Source organism: Nocardia sp. NPDC101769 (assembly GCF_044766925.1).
Taxonomy (GTDB): Bacteria; Actinomycetota; Actinomycetes; order Mycobacteriales; family Mycobacteriaceae; genus Nocardia.
Map to the genome: position 1 here is coordinate 457,814 of NZ_JBIWMX010000003.1, position 16,251 is coordinate 474,064.

Annotated in this window: 13 protein-coding genes; 5 read left to right on the forward strand and 8 right to left on the reverse strand. The window is 67.7% G+C overall.

All coding sequences use genetic code 11. The annotated features are described in order from the left end of the window. Positions 1–2 precede the first annotated feature (2 nt). From ACIRRA_RS07885 to ACIRRA_RS07900, 4 genes are all read right to left on the reverse strand, one after another. Positions 3–3,668, reverse strand: coding sequence for a hydantoinase B/oxoprolinase family protein (locus ACIRRA_RS07885; RefSeq protein ID WP_402764552.1), 3,666 nt, complete (start codon positions 3,666–3,668; stop codon positions 3–5). Between the two features lie 81 nt (positions 3,669–3,749). Beyond that, positions 3,750–5,414, reverse strand: coding sequence for a DUF4185 domain-containing protein (locus ACIRRA_RS07890; protein ID WP_402764555.1), 1,665 nt, complete (start codon positions 5,412–5,414; stop codon positions 3,750–3,752). 121 nt (positions 5,415–5,535) lie between these two features. After that, the gene (locus ACIRRA_RS07895; RefSeq protein ID WP_402764557.1) at positions 5,536–6,882 is read right to left on the reverse strand and encodes an MFS transporter; all 1,347 of its coding nucleotides are present in this window, start codon (positions 6,880–6,882) and stop codon (positions 5,536–5,538) included. Continuing rightward, positions 6,879–7,349, reverse strand: a complete 471-nt coding sequence (locus ACIRRA_RS07900; protein ID WP_402764559.1) for an NUDIX hydrolase — start codon at positions 7,347–7,349, stop codon at positions 6,879–6,881. Before ACIRRA_RS07900 ends, ACIRRA_RS07895 begins: the two co-directional genes overlap by 4 nt. Positions 7,350–7,630: 281 nt before the next feature. Between ACIRRA_RS07900 and ACIRRA_RS07905 the strand changes: the two genes are divergently transcribed. Both ACIRRA_RS07905 and ACIRRA_RS07910 read left to right on the forward strand, forming a co-directional pair. After that, entirely contained in the window at positions 7,631–8,404 is a 774-nt protein-coding gene (locus ACIRRA_RS07905; RefSeq protein WP_356996105.1) for a pirin family protein, read from the forward strand. A gap of 123 nt (positions 8,405–8,527) precedes the next feature. Then, complete coding sequence (locus ACIRRA_RS07910) at positions 8,528–8,908, forward strand: DUF4190 domain-containing protein (protein WP_402764563.1); 381 nt, start codon at positions 8,528–8,530, stop codon at positions 8,906–8,908. Here the strand turns inward: ACIRRA_RS07910 and ACIRRA_RS07915 are convergent. Further along, positions 8,898–9,371: a hypothetical protein gene (locus ACIRRA_RS07915; RefSeq protein WP_402764566.1), complete on the reverse strand. Its 474-nt coding sequence runs from the start codon at positions 9,369–9,371 to the stop codon at positions 8,898–8,900. The two genes, ACIRRA_RS07910 and ACIRRA_RS07915, sit on opposite strands and share 11 nt — an antisense overlap. A 90-nt stretch (positions 9,372–9,461) precedes the next feature. Here ACIRRA_RS07915 and ACIRRA_RS07920 point away from each other — a divergent pair, with 90 nt between their 5' ends. From ACIRRA_RS07920 to ACIRRA_RS07930, 3 genes are all read left to right on the forward strand, one after another. Continuing rightward, positions 9,462–10,313, forward strand: coding sequence for a Scr1 family TA system antitoxin-like transcriptional regulator (locus ACIRRA_RS07920; protein WP_402764569.1), 852 nt, complete (start codon positions 9,462–9,464; stop codon positions 10,311–10,313). Positions 10,314–10,344: 31 nt separating this feature from the next. Further along, positions 10,345–10,725: a DUF397 domain-containing protein gene (locus tag ACIRRA_RS07925; protein WP_402764572.1), complete on the forward strand. Its 381-nt coding sequence runs from the start codon at positions 10,345–10,347 to the stop codon at positions 10,723–10,725. Positions 10,726–10,894: 169 nt separating this feature from the next. Next, positions 10,895–12,877, forward strand: coding sequence for a M13 family metallopeptidase (locus ACIRRA_RS07930; RefSeq protein WP_402764575.1), 1,983 nt, complete (start codon positions 10,895–10,897; stop codon positions 12,875–12,877). A 42-nt stretch (positions 12,878–12,919) separates the two neighbouring features. On the opposite strand, the gene ACIRRA_RS07935 is transcribed toward ACIRRA_RS07930, so the two are convergent. The 3 genes from ACIRRA_RS07935 to ACIRRA_RS07945 are packed head-to-tail and all read right to left on the reverse strand — an operon-like array spanning position 12,920 to position 16,190. Beyond that, positions 12,920–13,999, reverse strand: coding sequence for an ABC transporter ATP-binding protein (locus tag ACIRRA_RS07935; protein ID WP_402764578.1), 1,080 nt, complete (start codon positions 13,997–13,999; stop codon positions 12,920–12,922). A 24-nt stretch (positions 14,000–14,023) separates the two neighbouring features. Further along, entirely contained in the window at positions 14,024–15,379 is a 1,356-nt protein-coding gene (locus tag ACIRRA_RS07940; protein WP_402764580.1) for an ABC transporter substrate-binding protein, read from the reverse strand. Positions 15,380–15,398: 19 nt separating this feature from the next. Further along, entirely contained in the window at positions 15,399–16,190 is a 792-nt protein-coding gene (locus ACIRRA_RS07945; RefSeq protein WP_402764866.1) for a carbohydrate ABC transporter permease, read from the reverse strand. Positions 16,191–16,251 lie beyond the last annotated feature (61 nt).

Here is a 16,251-nt window from a genome sequence, read left to right on the forward strand (position 1 = left end):
CCTCACTCCTCCGGTTCGCCGTACCCGCCGCCGCCCGGCGTGTGCACGACCAGGACATCACCGGGTTCGAGGTGCGCCGAGTCCGCGCCGCGCAGTTGCGTGGTCGTGCCGTCGGCGCGTTCGATCCGATTGGCGCCCAGGGCCCCCGGTGCGCCGCCCGCCATGCCGTACGGGGGGATGCGGCGGTGGCTCGACAGCGTGGAGACGGTCACCGCATCGGTGAAGCGCAGTCGCCGCACGGCTCCGTCGCCGCCGCGCCAGTGCCCGTTGCCACCGCTGCCGGTGCGGATCGAGAACTCCTCGACCACCACCGGCAATCGCCACTCCAGGACTTCCGGATCGGTGAGCCGGGAGTTGGTCATATGGGTCTGGACGACCGGTGCGCCGTCGAAGCCCTGGCCCGCACCGGAACCGGAACCGATGGTCTCGTAGTACTGGCAGCGGTTGTTGCCGAAGGTGACATTGTTCATGGTGCCCGACCCTTCGGCCTGCACCCCCAGCGCGGCGTACAGAGCGCCGGTGATCGCCTGCGAGGTCTCGACATTGCCCGCGACGACGGCCGCCGGAGGCTGTGGTGACAGCATGGATCCGATCGGCACGCTGATCGTGAGCGGGCGCAGACAGCCGTCGTTGAGTGGGATGTCGTCGGCGACCAGCGTGCGGAACACGTACAGCACTGCCGCGTTGACCACCGCGTAGGGCGCGTTGTAGTTGCCCGCCAGTTGTGCCGACGTTCCGGTGAAATCGATGGTGGCGCCACGGTTCTCGCGATCCACGCGAACACGGACTCGAATGGTGGCGCCCAGGTCGGTCTCGTAGGCGTAGTCGCCGTCCTCGAGCGTGTCGATGACGCGCCGCACGGCCTCCTCGGCATTGTCCTGGACGTGGCGCATGTACGCCTGCACGACATCGAGCCCGAAGTGGTCGATCATCTTGCCGACCTCCTCCGCGCCCTTCGCATTGGCGGCGATCTGGGCGCGTAGGTCGGCGAGGTTGGTGGCCGGATTGCGGGACGGGTAGGCGGCTTCGATCAGCAGCCGGTGGGTTTCGGCTTCCCGGAAGCGCCCGTTCTCGACCAGCAGCCAGTTGTCGAAAATGACGCCCTCCTCGTCGATACGGCGGCTGTTCGCGGGCATGGAACCCGGTGTGATGCCGCCGATTTCGGCGTGATGTCCGCGCGACGCGACATAGAACAGGATGCGTTCGCCGGTGATGTCGAAGACCGGGGTGATGACGGTGACATCGGGCAGGTGGGTACCGCCGTGGTAGGGATCGTTGACCGCGTAGGTGTCTCCGGGGCGCATGTCGGGCCGCCGCCGGATGATCTCCTTGACACTGGTTCCCATGGAGCCCAGGTGCACGGGAATGTGCGGGGCGTTGGCGACCAGATTGCCCTCGGGATCGAACAGCGCGCACGAGAAGTCCAGGCGCTCCTTGATATTGACCGATTGCGAGGTCGACTCCAGCCGCGCGCCCATCTGCTCGGCAATGGACATGAACAGATTGTTGAAGACCTCCAGCAGTACCGGATCCACGTCGGTACCCGCCCGCGGTCCGGTCGCTGTCGCGACCCGGGCCATGATCAGATGCCCGATGTCGTCGACGGTGGCCTGCCAACCCTCGTCGACAACCGTGGTGGAGTTGTCCTCGGTGATGACGGCCGGTCCGGTCACCGTGACGCCCGGTTCCAGTTCCGCACGGCGGTAGAGGAACACGTCGCGCCAGGTGCCGCCGGTGTGCATGCGGACCGGCGTGGCCCCGGCCGCCATCCGGCTCGGTGCGGCCCCGGCCGCCGTCCGGCTCGGTGCGGCCCCGGCCGCCGTCCGGCTCAGTCCCGATAGATCGGGCGGTTCGGTGAGCCCGGTCGCCTCGACGGAGAGGGCTTCGATGACGATCGGCCGGTCCAGGACGAATGAGTAGGTGGCGCGGTGGCGTTCGACGAATTCCGTTGTCATCCACGCGGGTTCGGAGAGTTCCACGGTGAGAGTGGTGTCGGTGCCGTCGTAGCGCAGCTGTGCCCGGCGCACCACGCGGATGCGGTGTTCTGGTACGTCCTCGGCGCGCAGCTCGGCGCGCGCGTCGGCTTCCAGTGCGGTTGCCGTGCCCTCGGCGCTGGGCATGGACTCGGGTTCCAGCGGCAGCTCCACCGATTGCTCGCGCATGGCGGTGGTGTCGGCGAGCCCGATGCCCAGCGCCGACAGCACACCCGCCAGCGGCGGTACGAGCACCGTGCGAATGCCGAGCGAGTCCGCGACCGCGCAGGCCAGCTGGCCGCCCGCGCCGCCGAAGGTGGTCAGCGCATACCGGGTGACGTCGTGCCCCTTCTGCACGGAGATGTGTTTCACCGCAGCCGCGATATTGGTGACCGCGATCCGGAGATAGCCCTCGGCGACCTGTTCCGGCGTGCGGTCGTCTCCGGTGCGCGAACGGATTTCGGCGGCCAGCTCGGCGAAGCGGTCGTGCACCAGCGCGGCGTCGAGCGGCTGGTCACCCTCCGGTCCGAAAACGTGTGGGAAGTAATCGGGTTGGATGCGTCCCAGCATGAGATTGGCGTCGGTGACGGTCAGTGGCCCACCCGCGCGATAACATGCCGGTCCGGGCATTGCGCCCGCCGAATCGGGACCCACCCGGTACCGACTGCCGTCGAAGTGCAGGACGGAACCGCCCCCGGCGGCGACGGTGTGGATGTCGAGCATGGGCGCGCGCAGTCGCACGCCCGCGATCCGGGTATTGAAAACCCGCTCGTATTCGCCCGCGAAATGCGAGACGTCGGTGGACGTTCCGCCCATGTCGAAGCCGATGACCCGGTCGTATCCGGCGAGCTGGGACATGCGCACCATGCCGACGATGCCGCCGGCCGGCCCGGACAGGATGGCGTCCTTGCCCCGGAACTGCCCGGCCTCGGTGAGGCCACCGTTCGACTGCATGAACATCAGCCGCACGCCGGTGAGCTCGTCGGCAACCCGCCGCACGTAGCGTTGCAGCACCGGCGACAGGTAGGCGTCCACCACGGTGGTATCGCCGCGTGGCACCAGTTTCATCAGCGGGCTGACTTCGCTGGACAGCGAGACCTGCGGGAAGCCGATCGCCTCCGCTACCCGGCCGATGGCCTGTTCGTGTGCCGGATACAGATGGCTGTGCATGCACACCACGGCGAGCGCGCGGATACCGTTGTCGTACACCTGTTTCAGCGCATCGGCGAGGCTGTCGAGGTCCGGTCGCACGAGGACGTTCCCGGCCGCGGTGACGCGTTCGTCCACCTCGACGACCCGCTCGTACAACAGTTCCGGCAGCACGATCTCGCGGGCGAAGATCTTGGGCCGATTCTGGTAGGCGATGCGCAGCGCGTCGCGAAATCCACGTGTGATCACCAGCGCGGTGGGTTCACCCTTGCGTTCCAGCAGCGCGTTGGTGGCGACCGTGGTGCCCATCCGCACCGCGTCGATCCGGTCGGCGGGGTCGGAAATCCCTTCGGCCCGCAGGATTTCGCGGATTCCGGCCACCGCGGAATCGCGGTAGCGGCTGGGATTCTCCGACAGCAGCTTGTGCGTGATGATCGCTCCGTCGGGCCGTCGGGCCACCACGTCGGTGAACGTGCCGCCGCGGTCGATCCAGAACTGCCAGCGGGGTGCCGTACCCTCCGGACCGGCTGTCGTCGCGGCCGTCATCGCGACGGGTCGTTCCGGGTGGGCGCGTTCAGGTCGATCACAGAGCGCACGATACCGAACCGCCGACGGGACGCCGGCTCACTACTTCAAGACGGCGTGCATGAGGTACACGTTGTAGCTGTTCCACGCCGAGATGGTGAAGTACAGGTTCTTCCCGCGCGACCACGGATGGATGTACCCGCCGTAGGTCGTCGGATAGTCGTCGGTGTCGACCAGGGTAACCGGATCGGTCCAGGCGCCCTGCGGTTCCGCGGCGGTGCGCAGCACGATGGCGTGGCGGTCCAGATCGAGGTAGATCATCTGCCACTGCCTGGTCGACTTGTCGTAGCGCACCGACAGCTCACCGGCGGTCCCGGACAGGATCGGCGTGGCCAGCTGTTCGTCGGGCCCCAGCGCCGGCACCCAGGTATCAGCGATCCAGTACTGGTAGGCAGACTTGTTGAGCACCTGGTCGGTGGGCACCCGGGCCAGCGCGATGGTGCCGAACCGGCCATTGGGCGTGCCGAACATGTACACGTACCCCTTGTGCGGCGCCATGTCCATGACCTGGAACCGTCCCTGCCCGAAGAAGTTGTCCCAGCGCGCCCATTCGGATTTGGTCCAGGTCGAGCCGTTGTCGTCGGACCAGGCCAGCCCGCCCAGATTGGTCCACCACATGCCGGGCTTGTGGCGACTCCACCGGGCCACCGACATGTATGTCAGGTACTGCCGCCCGTTCAGCGCGAAGCCGGAGGTCGGGATGGTGGTGATCTCGAAGTTGTCGATCTTGCGGCTGCTCAGGATCTCGGCGGCGTGACAGCGGCTGTCCTGTGCGAAGGTGTCCAGCCGCAGGCCGCGAGAGAGATCGCGATTGCTACTGAACGCGATGGAATTGCTGCGCCAGTCCTGCTCCCCGGTGCCTGCGCCGACCGGCCCCCAGCCCTTGCCGAAGGTGTCACCGAAGGCGACGGCGATCTGCCCGGGCTTGGACTCCCACATGATGCCCAGGTCGGTGCCGTCCACCGACCAGCGCATATCGGTGCGATTGGTGGAGCCGTGCCCGGTCACCTGGTTCACCAGCGCCAGCGAGTCGAGTTCGGCCGGGGCCACGGGTGCGGCGACCGGCGCGGGAGCCAGGGGCTGCACGGCGGGCGCGGGCTGGGGCTGCGGTGGCTGGGGATCGCCGCCGGGCACCGGGATCGGGACGGTCTCCGGAATCTGGTCTATCTGGATGTGTGGCAGTTGAATGCCGCCGGAGCCGCTGTCGGCCTGCGGTGCGGGGGTGGGCTCCGGGGTCGGTTCCGAGGCGGGCGGGTCGTCGCCGGTGCCGGGATCACCGGAGGCGTCGGCCGGGTCGCCCGGAGGATCGGCCGGATCACTCCCGGGTGCAAGGTTTTCCGGCTTGGGACTCTTGTCGTTGCGCAGGTCCGGGCACGGATTGACGCACGGGTCCGCGGGCAGCGCCGCGGGATGGATGCGGGTGTTGTCCTGCCTCGGACCCGGAATGGGGACCGGTGTGAGCTGCGGGACCGGGACCGGAATGTGGATGGTGTTGTCGGGCCGCGGTGGTTGCGGCAGCGGCACATCCGGGTTGGGTTCGCGGGCCAGCGGATCGAATCCCGTTTCGCCGCAGGCATTCAACGGCGGCGGGGCCCAGGGGGCCAGGGGGCCGGCGGAGGCGGGTGTGGCGGGCAGCAGCATGATCCCGGCCATGGCCAGGCTCGACAGTGCAAGGGCCGCAGGTGCTTCGGAGCGCCGCGCAGTCATCCGTGGTGCGTCTCCTCGTCCGTGATCGGATCCACCTCACCGTAGCCGTCCACGGGCCGTATCCGCGGAGCTGTGCCGCCGTGTCGCCGGAGGGGTGCGACCGAGCCGATACCTACATCGGCTAGGGACCGACCCGTCGGCGTGAATTGGCCGCAATGGCCAGGACGCCGCCCGCGTAGATCGCCGCCGCGGCCACCACCACCGCTGGTGAGCGACCGTCCGCTGGAATCAGCACCGCGGTACTCGCCAGCGCCAGCACGAAGGTGACGTTGAAGACCGTGTCCTGCAGGGCGAAGACCTGCCCGCGGTGCGCGTCGTCGATATCGATCTGCATGGCCGCGTCTCCGGTCAGCTTGATGACCTGGCCCACCAGCCCGAGCAGGTAGGCCGCCGCCAGCAACAGCAGCTCCGCCCGCCGCTCGCTGTGCCCGGTGGCGACGGTGATCGGGGTGACCAGGCCCAGCTGTACCGCGGTCGCGGTCACCAGTCCGGTCACCACCGTCCGCGGCCGGCCGAGCCGGGGAATCAGCACCGGCGCGACCACGGCCGCCGTGAGCATGCCCGCCCCGGTCGCGGTGATGGCCGCGCTGAATTTCGCGAGGTGTCTCCCCACCGCTGCCTCGTCACCGCGGCGCAGCACCAGCACCATCAGCAGGGTGTCCGCGCCGAAGACGATGCGGTGCGCACCGATCCCGAGGAAAGTCGTGGTCACTTCCCGGGACCGCCAGGCCGCGGTGGCGCCCTCGCGCAGTCCGGCGGCGATGGCCCGCACCGTGCTCCACCCGCCCCGCGCCGCGGCGTGCTCGCCGCGGTCGGGTCCCAGTGCGCGGGGCCGGAATCCGGCCACCACCAGCCCGCCGGCGATCGAACCGGAGGCGCTGGCGGCCGCGGCCACCGCCGCGGCGAAGTCGCCCGCCCCGATCAGCCCGATGACCGAGAAGGCCAGGCCCGCACCCAGAATCGCGCAGCCCGAGGCCACCGTCGCCAGTACCGAATTCATCGGGACCAGCCAGCGCTGGGCCAGCACCTTGGGCAGCGACGCGGACACGCCGGCGCCCACGAACCGGCTGACCCCGACCACGGACAGCGCGCCCAGCAGTAGCGGGGTGGCGTGCATCCCGGCCAGCAGGCCCGCCGCGGTCGCCACGATGAGCAGCGCGCGCAGCACGTTCGCGTAGAGCAGCACCCGGCGGCGATCCCAGCGGTCGAGCAGCGCGCCCGCGTACGGGCCGACGATCGAGTACGGCAGCAGCAGGGCCGCGAAGCCGCCGGCGATGGCCAGCGGATCGGTCTGGCGTTCGGGGTTGAACAGAATCGCGCCCGAGAGCGCGGCCTGGAACATGCCGTCGCCGAACTGCCCGCACAACCGGACCAGCGTCAGCCGCAGAGTGCCGGGATTCTCGCGGAGCGCGGTCGCGGCCGCGGCCAGCCGGGCGCGCAGGGTGGCCGGCGGCGGCGCCGCGGTCACCGGGACGGGTGCGTGGTCACCAGCGCGAAGACGGCCGCGCGCATATCGTCGGCCATGGGCAGGTTGTCGACGGTGTCGGCGTCGATCCACTGGAAGCGGTCGTGTTCGAGGGGGTCCAGCCGGATCTCAGCGGCCTCGGCCTCGACCACGAAGCTGTACTTGCGCACCCGGGATTTGGTGCGGGTGGCGTAGTCGAATCCGCCCAGCACGTCGGTGATCCGCACGACGCTCAGCCCGGTCTCCTCGAACAGTTCGCGGGCCACGCAGTCGGCGAAGGATTCCCCGGATTCCACGCCGCCGCCGGGCAGTTCCCACATCCCCCCGTGCGAGCCTTCGGCGACACGCCGTACGACCAGTAGTTTGCCGTCCCGGAACACGGCCACGCCCACCACGAAATGAGCGATCCCCTCGCTCTCGGCCTGTTGTCGGAGCTCGCGTTCGATGCCCGCGAGTGCCTCGGGTCGCATCCCCCTGCTCTCCCTCCCGTTTCGCTTGCGGCACATCATGATACGGTCGCCGACCGAAACCCGCTGGCGGGTACGACGGCATGCGGGCGGGCGTCACCGCCGCCCACGCAAAATCGCCGGGCATTTGCCCGTACCGATTGCCGAGAGCGTAGTACCTGGTCGGCAGCGTGCGGGGCAGCGGTGCTCTCACGCTAGAATTTAACCCGGAATTCAGGTTGGGCCGCCGTATCGGCCCCTACCCTGGAATCCGATCGGTGCTCGCCGGTGAGAGGAGTACGGCGGTGTCCACGCTCACGACACCACACATCGATATCCATCGTGGCGGCGACCGCATGAAAACCCGTGTGTCGTGGCTGGATTCGAAGCATTCGTTCTCGTTCGGGGAACACTACGATCCCGACAACACCCATCATGGCCTGCTGCTGGTCAACAACGAGGACATCGTCCTGCCCGGCGAGGGTTTCGAGACCCACCCGCACCGGGACATGGAAATCGTCACCTGGGTGCTGAGCGGCAGCCTGGTGCATCAGGATTCGCTGGGACACAGCGGGGTCATCTATCCCGGCCTGGCCCAGCGTATGAGCGCCGGCACCGGCATCCTGCATTCGGAGAAGAACGATTCCTGGCGGATCAGCAATGCGCCCGAACATCGGGAGCCGGTGCATTTCGTCCAGATGTGGGTAGTGCCCGACGATTCCGGGCTGACCCCCGGCTATCAGCAGCTGGAGATCGACGACGAGCTGGCCGGCGGCGGCCTGATCACAGTGGCCTCGGGCCTGCCCCGCTACCGCGACCGCACCGCCATCGCCATCGCCAGCAGCCACTCCGCCCTGCACGTGGCCCGGATGCCCGGCGAGGGCGCCGAGATCCGCCTGCCGGAGGCCCCCTACCTGCACGTTTTCGTCGCGCGCGGCGAGGTGGAGATGGAGGGGGCCGGCACCCTGTACGAGGGCGACGCGGTGCGGTTGACGCGCAGCGGAGGCCAGCGTGTCACCGCAAACATGCCGTCGGAGATTCTGGTGTGGGAAATGCATGCCCGACTCGGCGGGCAATAGCATCGACGGATGAACCAGTACCCGCCGCCGGGGCAGTACGGCCAGTACCCCGCGCCTCCGCCCGGAAACTATCCGCCGCCCGGCGGACCGCAGTACTGGCAGGAATCGCCGCAGCGCAGGGGCATGGCGATCACCGCGATGGTCTTCGGCATCCTGGGCCTGCTCACCTTCTGGACGGTGCTGCTCACCATCATCGGCGTCTTGTGCGGCGCGCTCGCGATCATTCTCGGCGTGATCGCCGTGACGAAGGCGCGCCGCGGCATATCCGGCGGGTTCGGAATGGCGCTCGCGGGCGCGATCATGGGGGTCATCAGCCTGATCGGCGGCATCCTGATCGGCGTGCTGGTGTGGGTCGTCTTCAAGGACACCGGCGGCACCGACCTGATCGACTGCCTGAACAAGGCCGGCAACGACAGCTCCAAGGTTCAGCAGTGCCAGGACGAATTCAACAAGCGCGTCGAGGACAAGTTCAGCGTCACGCTGACGCCCGCGCCTACCCGCTGACCGGATGGCACTCGCGGGTGGCGGCCAGCACCTCGGCCAGTTCGGGGCGAAAGTCCCCTTCTGGTGGGTGAATCCACGTGCGGTAGGCGCTGTGCTCGTCCGCGGGAGACGGCAGCACGATGGTGCTGCCCGGTTGCGCTACGGACGCGCAATCGCGGAAAAGGTCTGAGAACAAAGCGGTGTCGTGATACGACTCGTCCGTGGGGCCGGTCAGGAAGGTCCAGCGGCCCGAGCGCGGGTGGGCGATGACGGGCCCGCAGCGGCGGCGGGCGACCAGGTGGTCGCGGACCCGGCGGCCCAGGTCGGCGGGCATGGTCACGGCCCCGACGGCCCCGACCTCCAACATGATTCGGCTCAGTGCCGAGTCCACCACGCCGTAGAGGCCGTGCTCTTTGCGATAGCGCCGGCACCGAGCCAGCGCTTCCTGGGTGGCGGTATACGAGGACGGGTCCAGCGCGCTCATGGCGAACCTCCTGCTACCGACCTTAGGTCCGGGCAATCGGTATGACAATAGTCACACGCCAGTGAGTTCCCCGGCGTAGCATCGCTGCTCATGGCACCCGTCTCGCCCACCGTCGCTCGGTGGGCGCTGGTCCTGCGGCTACGCGAACTGCGTGAGCAGTGCGGCTTCGATTCGGCGACCTTCGCCAAGCGCGTCGGCTTCACCCCCGCCAACTGGTCGCACGTGGAGAAGGGTCGGCGCGTCCTCACGGCCACCACCATCGGCCCGGTGCTGGAGCTGCTCGAGGTGGAGGGCGAGGAGCGCGCGGAACTGCTGGAACTGCTGGCGCTGAGCAAGGAGCGCGGCTGGTGGGCCAGGTCCTCGGCGCTCATCGGGCCGGAGCTGCAACGGTATTACGGCATGGAGCTGGGTGCGGAGAGCATCCGCAGCTACGACAGCCTGGTGGTGCCCGGCCTGTTGCAGACCGAGGAATACGCTCGGGCGCTCATCAGCGCCGACGTCATGATCCGTCCCGTCCAGGTGGAACAGCTGGTGGCGGTGCGGCTGAAGCGGCAGGAACGGCTGCGCGGCGACGACCGGGTGGAACTCACCGCGGTGATCGGCGAGGCCACGCTGCTGCAGCAGATCGGCGGCCCGAAAGTATTGCGCGGGCAACTGGAACATCTGGCAACACTGCTGGACGAGCTGGATTCCGTTACGGTGCGGGTGATTCCGTTCACCGCGACCCGGGGCGCACTGCTGGGCGGGTCGAGTTTCCATCTGCTGGATTTCGCTTCCGAAAATCTTCCCACCTTCACCTGGGTGGAGAGCGCGGTTTTCGGTGGGGCGGTGGAGGATTCGGCGCAGATTCGTGATCTGCGGTTCGCATTTGTGCGTGCGCTCGACCAATCTCTCGGTCGCGCAGAATCTTTGGAGCTCATCAGACGCTATTCGCAAGGGTAGGATACGCATGCGTAACGGTAAAATGCTGCCCATGCTAAACACCGCGAACTATCAGCCGGTATCCCGCGGCTGGTTCACGTCGTCCCGTACCAATAACGGAAATCAGTGCGTGGAGGTTCGATTCGACGGTGATGCGGTGCTCATCCGCGACAGCAAGTACCGGCGCAATCCGGAACATCGCCCCGAAGACGAGCCCATCATCACCGTCGCCGCGACCGAATGGATGACATTCCTGGCCGCTGTGCTGGGCCGCCACTCCGTCCGCACCGCGCTCAGCGCGGAGACCGGTGCGGACGGCCACACCACCCTCCGGCACCACGACACCACCCTGGTCTACACCCCCGGCGAATGGCGCGCCTTCGTCGCCGGGGCTCGCGACGGAGAGTTCGACCGGATACCGGTGTCCGCTTGAGCTGCCCTCGTTCCGAACGCGACAACTGATTTCGTGCCGATGGGTGCAACTCCTCGGGCACGTCCAAAATCGGTTCGGCACTCGACCGCCGGCACGCGCGCACGAGTGGTAACGGCTCTCGGTCGTGCGCCAAAGTCGCGGGGAGGCGGAACTGTGCATACTGGGGATCGTGACTTCGCAGCTGACGCCTCCCTCCGGTATCGACCTGTCCTTCCGTGACGCGGACGTACGGGTGCAGGACGACCTGTTCGCGCACGTCAACGGCAAATGGCTGGAGAGCTACCAGATACCGGCCGACCGGGCGGTGGACGGTGCCTTCCGCACGCTCTACGACCAGGCGGAACTGGATGTGCAGAAGATCATCCAGGACGCCTCGGCGGCCGCTGCCGCGCCCGGCACCGAAGAGCGCAAGATCGGCGATCTCTACAACAGCTTCATGGCCGCCGAGGCCATCGAGGCGGCGGGCCTGACCCCGATCGCCGAGGAGCTGGCCGCCGTGGCCGGCGTCGCCGACCGCTCGGACTTCGCCGCGCTCATCGGCCGCCTGCAGCGCACCGGCGTGGGTGGCGCGCTGGCCTTCTATGTCGACACCGACGACAAGAACTCCACCCGGTACCTGGTGCACGCCACCCAGTCCGGCATCGGCCTGCCCGACGAGTCGTACTACCACAAGGACGAATACGCGGAGATCCGCGAGAAGTACGTCGCCCACATCCGCCACATGTTCGAGCTGGCCGGGTTGGACCACGACGCCCAGCGGGTCTTCGAGCTGGAGACCAAGCTGGCCGCGGGCCACTGGGACGTGGTGCGCCGCCGCGATGCCGAATTGAGCTACAACCTCACCACTTTCGACGCGCTGGCCGCCGAGAACCCGGAATTCGACTGGACCGCCTGGACTTCCGCGCTGGCCGCGGGCGTGGATCGTTCCGGAGCGGAGCTGTTCGCGGAACTCGTAGTGCGCCAGCCCGATTACGTGCGCACCTTCGCCCAGTTGTGGGCCTCGGAATCGCTGGAGGACTGGAAGGCCTGGGCTTCCTGGCGGGTGGTGAAGGCCCGTGCGCCGTACCTGACCACAGAGCTGGTGGAGGCCAACTTCGATTTCTACGGCCGTACCCTGACCGGCGCGCAGGAGAATCGGGAGCGCTGGAAGCGCGGCGTCTCCCTGGTACAGGACCTGCTGGGCGAGGCCGTGGGCAAGCTCTATGTGGCCCGGCACTTCCCGCCGGAGGCCAAGGCCCGCATGGTCGAGCTGGTGGAGAACCTGCAGGAGGCCTACCGCCGCAATATCTCCGAGCTGGAGTGGATGGGCCCGGACACCCGGCAGGCCGCCCTGGCCAAGCTGGCGAAGTTCACCCCGAAGATCGGCTACCCGGACGAGTGGCGCGACTACGCCGCGGTCACCGTGGATCCGGCCGACGTGGTGGGCAACTACCGCAGCGGCTACGCCGCCGAGCACGACCGCGATCTGAACAAGCTGGGCGGCCCGGTGGACCGCGGCGAATGGTTCATGACCCCGCAGACGGTGAACGCCTACTACAACCCGGGCATGAACGAGATCGTCTTCCCGGCGGCCATTCTGCACCCCCCGTTCTTCGACATGAACGCCGACGACGCCGCCAACTACGGCGGTATCGGCGCGGTCATCGGGCACGAGATCGGCCACGGCTTCGACGATCAGGGCTCCAAGTACGACGGCGACGGCAATATGGTCGACTGGTGGACCGAGTCGGACCGCACCGAATTCGGCAAGCGCACCAAGGCTTTGATCGCTCAGTACAACCAGTTCTCCCCCAAGGACCTGTCGGCGGACCACAAGGTCAATGGCGAGTTCACCATCGGTGAGAACATCGGTGACCTGGGTGGTCTCTCGATCGCCCTGGAGGCGTACCGGATCGCCATCGAGGGCCAGGACTCCCCCGTTCTCGACGAACTCACCGGCCTGCAGCGGGTGTTCTTCGGCTGGGCGCAGGTGTGGCGCACCAAGGCGCGCACCGAGGAGGCCATCCGCCGCCTCGCCGTGGACCCGCACTCGCCGCCGGAGTTCCGTTGCAATGGCGTGGTCCGCAACCTGGACAGCTTCCATGAGGCCTTCGATGTGCGGCCGGGTGACGAGCTCTACCTGGATCCCGCTGAGCGCGTGAAGATCTGGTAGTCCGGACCGGGCCCTCTCCGATGTGGCGGGGGCCCCGGTCGGCTACCGCAGGCGCTCTTCGGTTTCCGCGTCGAAGAAGAAGAGTTCGTCCTGCTTGGGTGTCAGGAGCAGCCGGTCGCCCAGCGCGACCCGGAAGCGCCGATCCACCCGCGCCACCACCCGGCCGGAGCGGCTGGACCATTCGTCCGCCGCGCCGTGCGAGTAGACGAACGATTCCGAGCCGAGCTCCTCGAGCAGTTCCACCTCGACCGCGAGTGCGTTGCCCGGGTCGGTGGTGACCTCCCAGGATTCGGGGCGGATGCCGACGATCACGTTCTTGTCGTCGATAGTGTGCGGCAGGGGAATTCGCAGGTCGTTGAGCACGGCCGCGCCCTCGCGGACCGGAGCGGTCAGCAGGTTCATGCCGGGCGAGCCGATGAACCCGGCGACGAAGGTATTGACCGGATCGTCGTAAAGCTCACGGGGAGCGGCGATCTGCTGCAGCTTCCCGTCTTTCATCACCGCGACCCGGTGCCCCATGGTCATGGCCTCGACCTGATCGTGGGTCACGTACACGGTGGTGGTGCCCAGCCGTTTCTGCAGGGCCGCGATCTGCGAGCGGGTCGAAACCCGCAGCTTGGCATCGAGATTCGACAGCGGCTCGTCCATGCAGAACACCTGCGGCCGCCGCACGATGGCCCGGCCCATGGCGACGCGCTGGCGCTGGCCGCCCGACAGCCGCGCGGGCTTGCGGTCGAGCAGGTCCTCCAGCTCCAGCATGGCCGCCGCCTCGGTGACGCGAACCCTGGTGTCGGCCTTGCTCATACCCGCATTGCGCAGCGCGAACCCCATGTTCTCGGCCACGGTCATGTTCGGGTAGAGCGCGTAGCTCTGGAACACCATGGCCACGTCGCGCGAACGCGGCGGCAGGCCGGTCACGTCGAGTCCGCCGATGCGAATGCGCCCGGCGGTCACCGCTTCGAGACCCGCCAGCATGCGCAGACTGGTGGACTTACCGCAGCCCGAAGGCCCGACCAGCACCAGGAATTCGCCGTCGGAGATGTCCAGGTGCAGGTCGTCGACCGCAGGGCCGGACGCACCCGGATAGGTGAGGGAAACACCCTCGAACTGCACAGTCGCCATGCCGGCGTCTCTCCTCGTTTTGACTTACTTGGGCAGCTTGGGCGTGATCTGCCGGTCGATGATCGTCTGGAGCTGGTTGCCGATGTCGCCGAAAGCCGCAGCGGTGTCCCGGTTCTGCAGGCCGATCTGCTCGAGCCCGGTGCCGATGATCTGGTCGCCGCCCGGCACGAACACGCGCGCGTAGTTCTGCGGCTTGGTCAGCGGCAGCTGGTCGAGCGCGGTCTTGAAGTTCGGGTTCTTGGCCAGGAAGTCCTGCATGCCCGGATCCTGCTGCGCCGACTTGCGCACCGGCACATAGCCGGTGGCCTGCGAGAAGTACGAGGTGTTGGCCGCATTGGTGATGAACTCGATGAACTCGAGCGCGTTCGCCTTGCGGGCGTCGCTGATCCGCGACGGAATCGCCAGGCCGGCGCCGCCGGTGGTGCAGCCCGCCAGCCCGTTCGGGTGCGGCAGGAAACCGGTGCCGAACTGCGTCTTGCCCGCGGCATTGGTGTTGATGCTCTTCAGGTCTCCGGTGGAGCCGATGGCCGAGGCGATGATGCCGTTGCCGAAGTCCACGGCGTAGGTGGGCCGGATGCTGGCGTACTTCTTGGTATTGATGGAGTCGCGCAGGTAGTTTCCGGCCTTGATGGTGGCCGGGTCGCCGAACTTCAGCTTCCACTCGTCCGAGTACGCGCCGCCGAAGGTCCAGCACGGACCCTGGAAGGTCCAGGCCAGGTAGTTCTTGGCGTCGCCCCAGCCGTGCGCCCACTTGCCGTCGCCCATCACGCTCTGGATCTTCGGGCCCCACTCGTCGAACTCGTCCCAGCTGTTCGGCGTGCGGTCGGGCAGTCCGGCCTTGGCCCAGACGTCCTTGTTGTAGTAGAAGATCTGTGTCGAGCGCGAGTACGGCAGCGCCCAGGTCCTGCCGTTGAACTTGTAGTCGCCGACGAAGGTGTCCACGTAGTCGGACACGTTCACGCCCGCGGACGAGAAGTGGCTGTCCAGCGGCTCGATGGTGCCGTTGAGCGCGTAGTTGAACCACCACACGTCGGACAGGATCACCACGTCGGGCAGTTCGCCGCCGGAGAGCGCGGCGTTGAACTTGGTCGCGACCTCCTCGTAGTTCTTGCCCGCGTCGACCAGATTGACCTTCAGGTCCGGGTACTTGGCCTGGAACCGGTTGATCAGCTCGGTCTCCTGGTCCTTGGAGGTGCCGGGGTGGTTGGACCAGAAGGTGATGGTCTTCGAGTCACCACCCTGCGTGCCGCCGCCACCGGAACCGGCGCAGGCGCTCAGCGCCGCGGCACCGGTGGCCGCACCCGCGAGGCCGAGAAACCCGCGTCGCGACAGAGCACCACGGCGTGCCGTGAAATCAGCGGGGCTACGTGAATCCGACACTGGAATCTCCTTCTGGGACTTAGCCCTTGACCGCACCGGAGGTGAGGCCCTTGATCATCTGACGCTGGAGCACCAGAAAGACGATGAGGATGGGGAGCATGGTCAGGATGACCCCGGCCATGACCGGTCCCCAGTTGGTGACGCTGGGGTTCTCGGTGTTCTGCAGGAGCGTGAGACCGACCGGCAGCGTGGCCACGCGCGCGTCGTCGGCCATGAGGAACGGCCAGAGGTATTCGTTCCACTCGTTCACCAGCGTGACCACCGCGAACGCCACCATGGTGGGTCCCGACATGGGCAGTACGACGCGGGTCAGCAGCCGCCACCAGCCCGCTCCGTCCATCCGCGCCGCCTCGATGACCTCGCTCGGCAGCGACAGGAAGTGATTGCGCATGAGGAAGGTGCCGAAGGCGACGCCGCAGAGCGGAACGATGATGCCCTGGAAGGTGTTTCGCCAGCCCAGCTGGGCGATGAGCGCGTAGTTGGAGATGATGGTGATCTGGTTGGGCACCATGAGCGCCGCGATGATCACCAGGAACACGATGTTCTTGCCGGGGAAGCGCAGGAACACCAGACCGTAGGCACTGAGTACGCCCAGCACGAACTTCACCGCCGAGACGATGGCGGTGACGATGATCGAGTTCCGCAGGAACTGCCAGAACGGCAGCGTGGTGGTGGCGTCGTGGTAGTTCGACACCAGCCAGTTCTTCGGCCAGTAGGTGACCGGCTGGGTGTAGACCTCCGTGTGCGCCATGAACGACCGCGTGAGGATGTAGTACAGCGGGACGCCGACGATGATCAGCACGCACAGCATGGCCGCGTAGCCGAACACCTTGGCCCAGAATTCCTGATCCCTGAAAGCGCTCAGCGCGCCG

Coding starts and splice junctions, on each gene's coding strand:
- ACIRRA_RS07885 (WP_402764552.1), bottom strand. CDS start 3,668: ATGACGGCCGCGACGACAGCCGGTCCGGAGGGTACGGCACCCCGCTGG.
- ACIRRA_RS07890 (WP_402764555.1), bottom strand. CDS start 5,414: ATGACTGCGCGGCGCTCCGAAGCACCTGCGGCCCTTGCACTGTCGAGC.
- ACIRRA_RS07900 (WP_402764559.1), bottom strand. CDS start 7,349: ATGCGACCCGAGGCACTCGCGGGCATCGAACGCGAGCTCCGACAACAG.
- ACIRRA_RS07910 (WP_402764563.1), top strand. CDS start 8,528: ATGGCGATCACCGCGATGGTCTTCGGCATCCTGGGCCTGCTCACCTTC.
- ACIRRA_RS07915 (WP_402764566.1), bottom strand. CDS start 9,371: ATGAGCGCGCTGGACCCGTCCTCGTATACCGCCACCCAGGAAGCGCTG.
- ACIRRA_RS07920 (WP_402764569.1), top strand. CDS start 9,462: ATGGCACCCGTCTCGCCCACCGTCGCTCGGTGGGCGCTGGTCCTGCGG.
- ACIRRA_RS07925 (WP_402764572.1), top strand. CDS start 10,345: ATGCTAAACACCGCGAACTATCAGCCGGTATCCCGCGGCTGGTTCACG.
- ACIRRA_RS07935 (WP_402764578.1), bottom strand. CDS start 13,999: ATGGCGACTGTGCAGTTCGAGGGTGTTTCCCTCACCTATCCGGGTGCG.
- ACIRRA_RS07945 (WP_402764866.1), bottom strand. CDS start 16,190: ATGCTGTGCGTGCTGATCATCGTCGGCGTCCCGCTGTACTACATCCTC.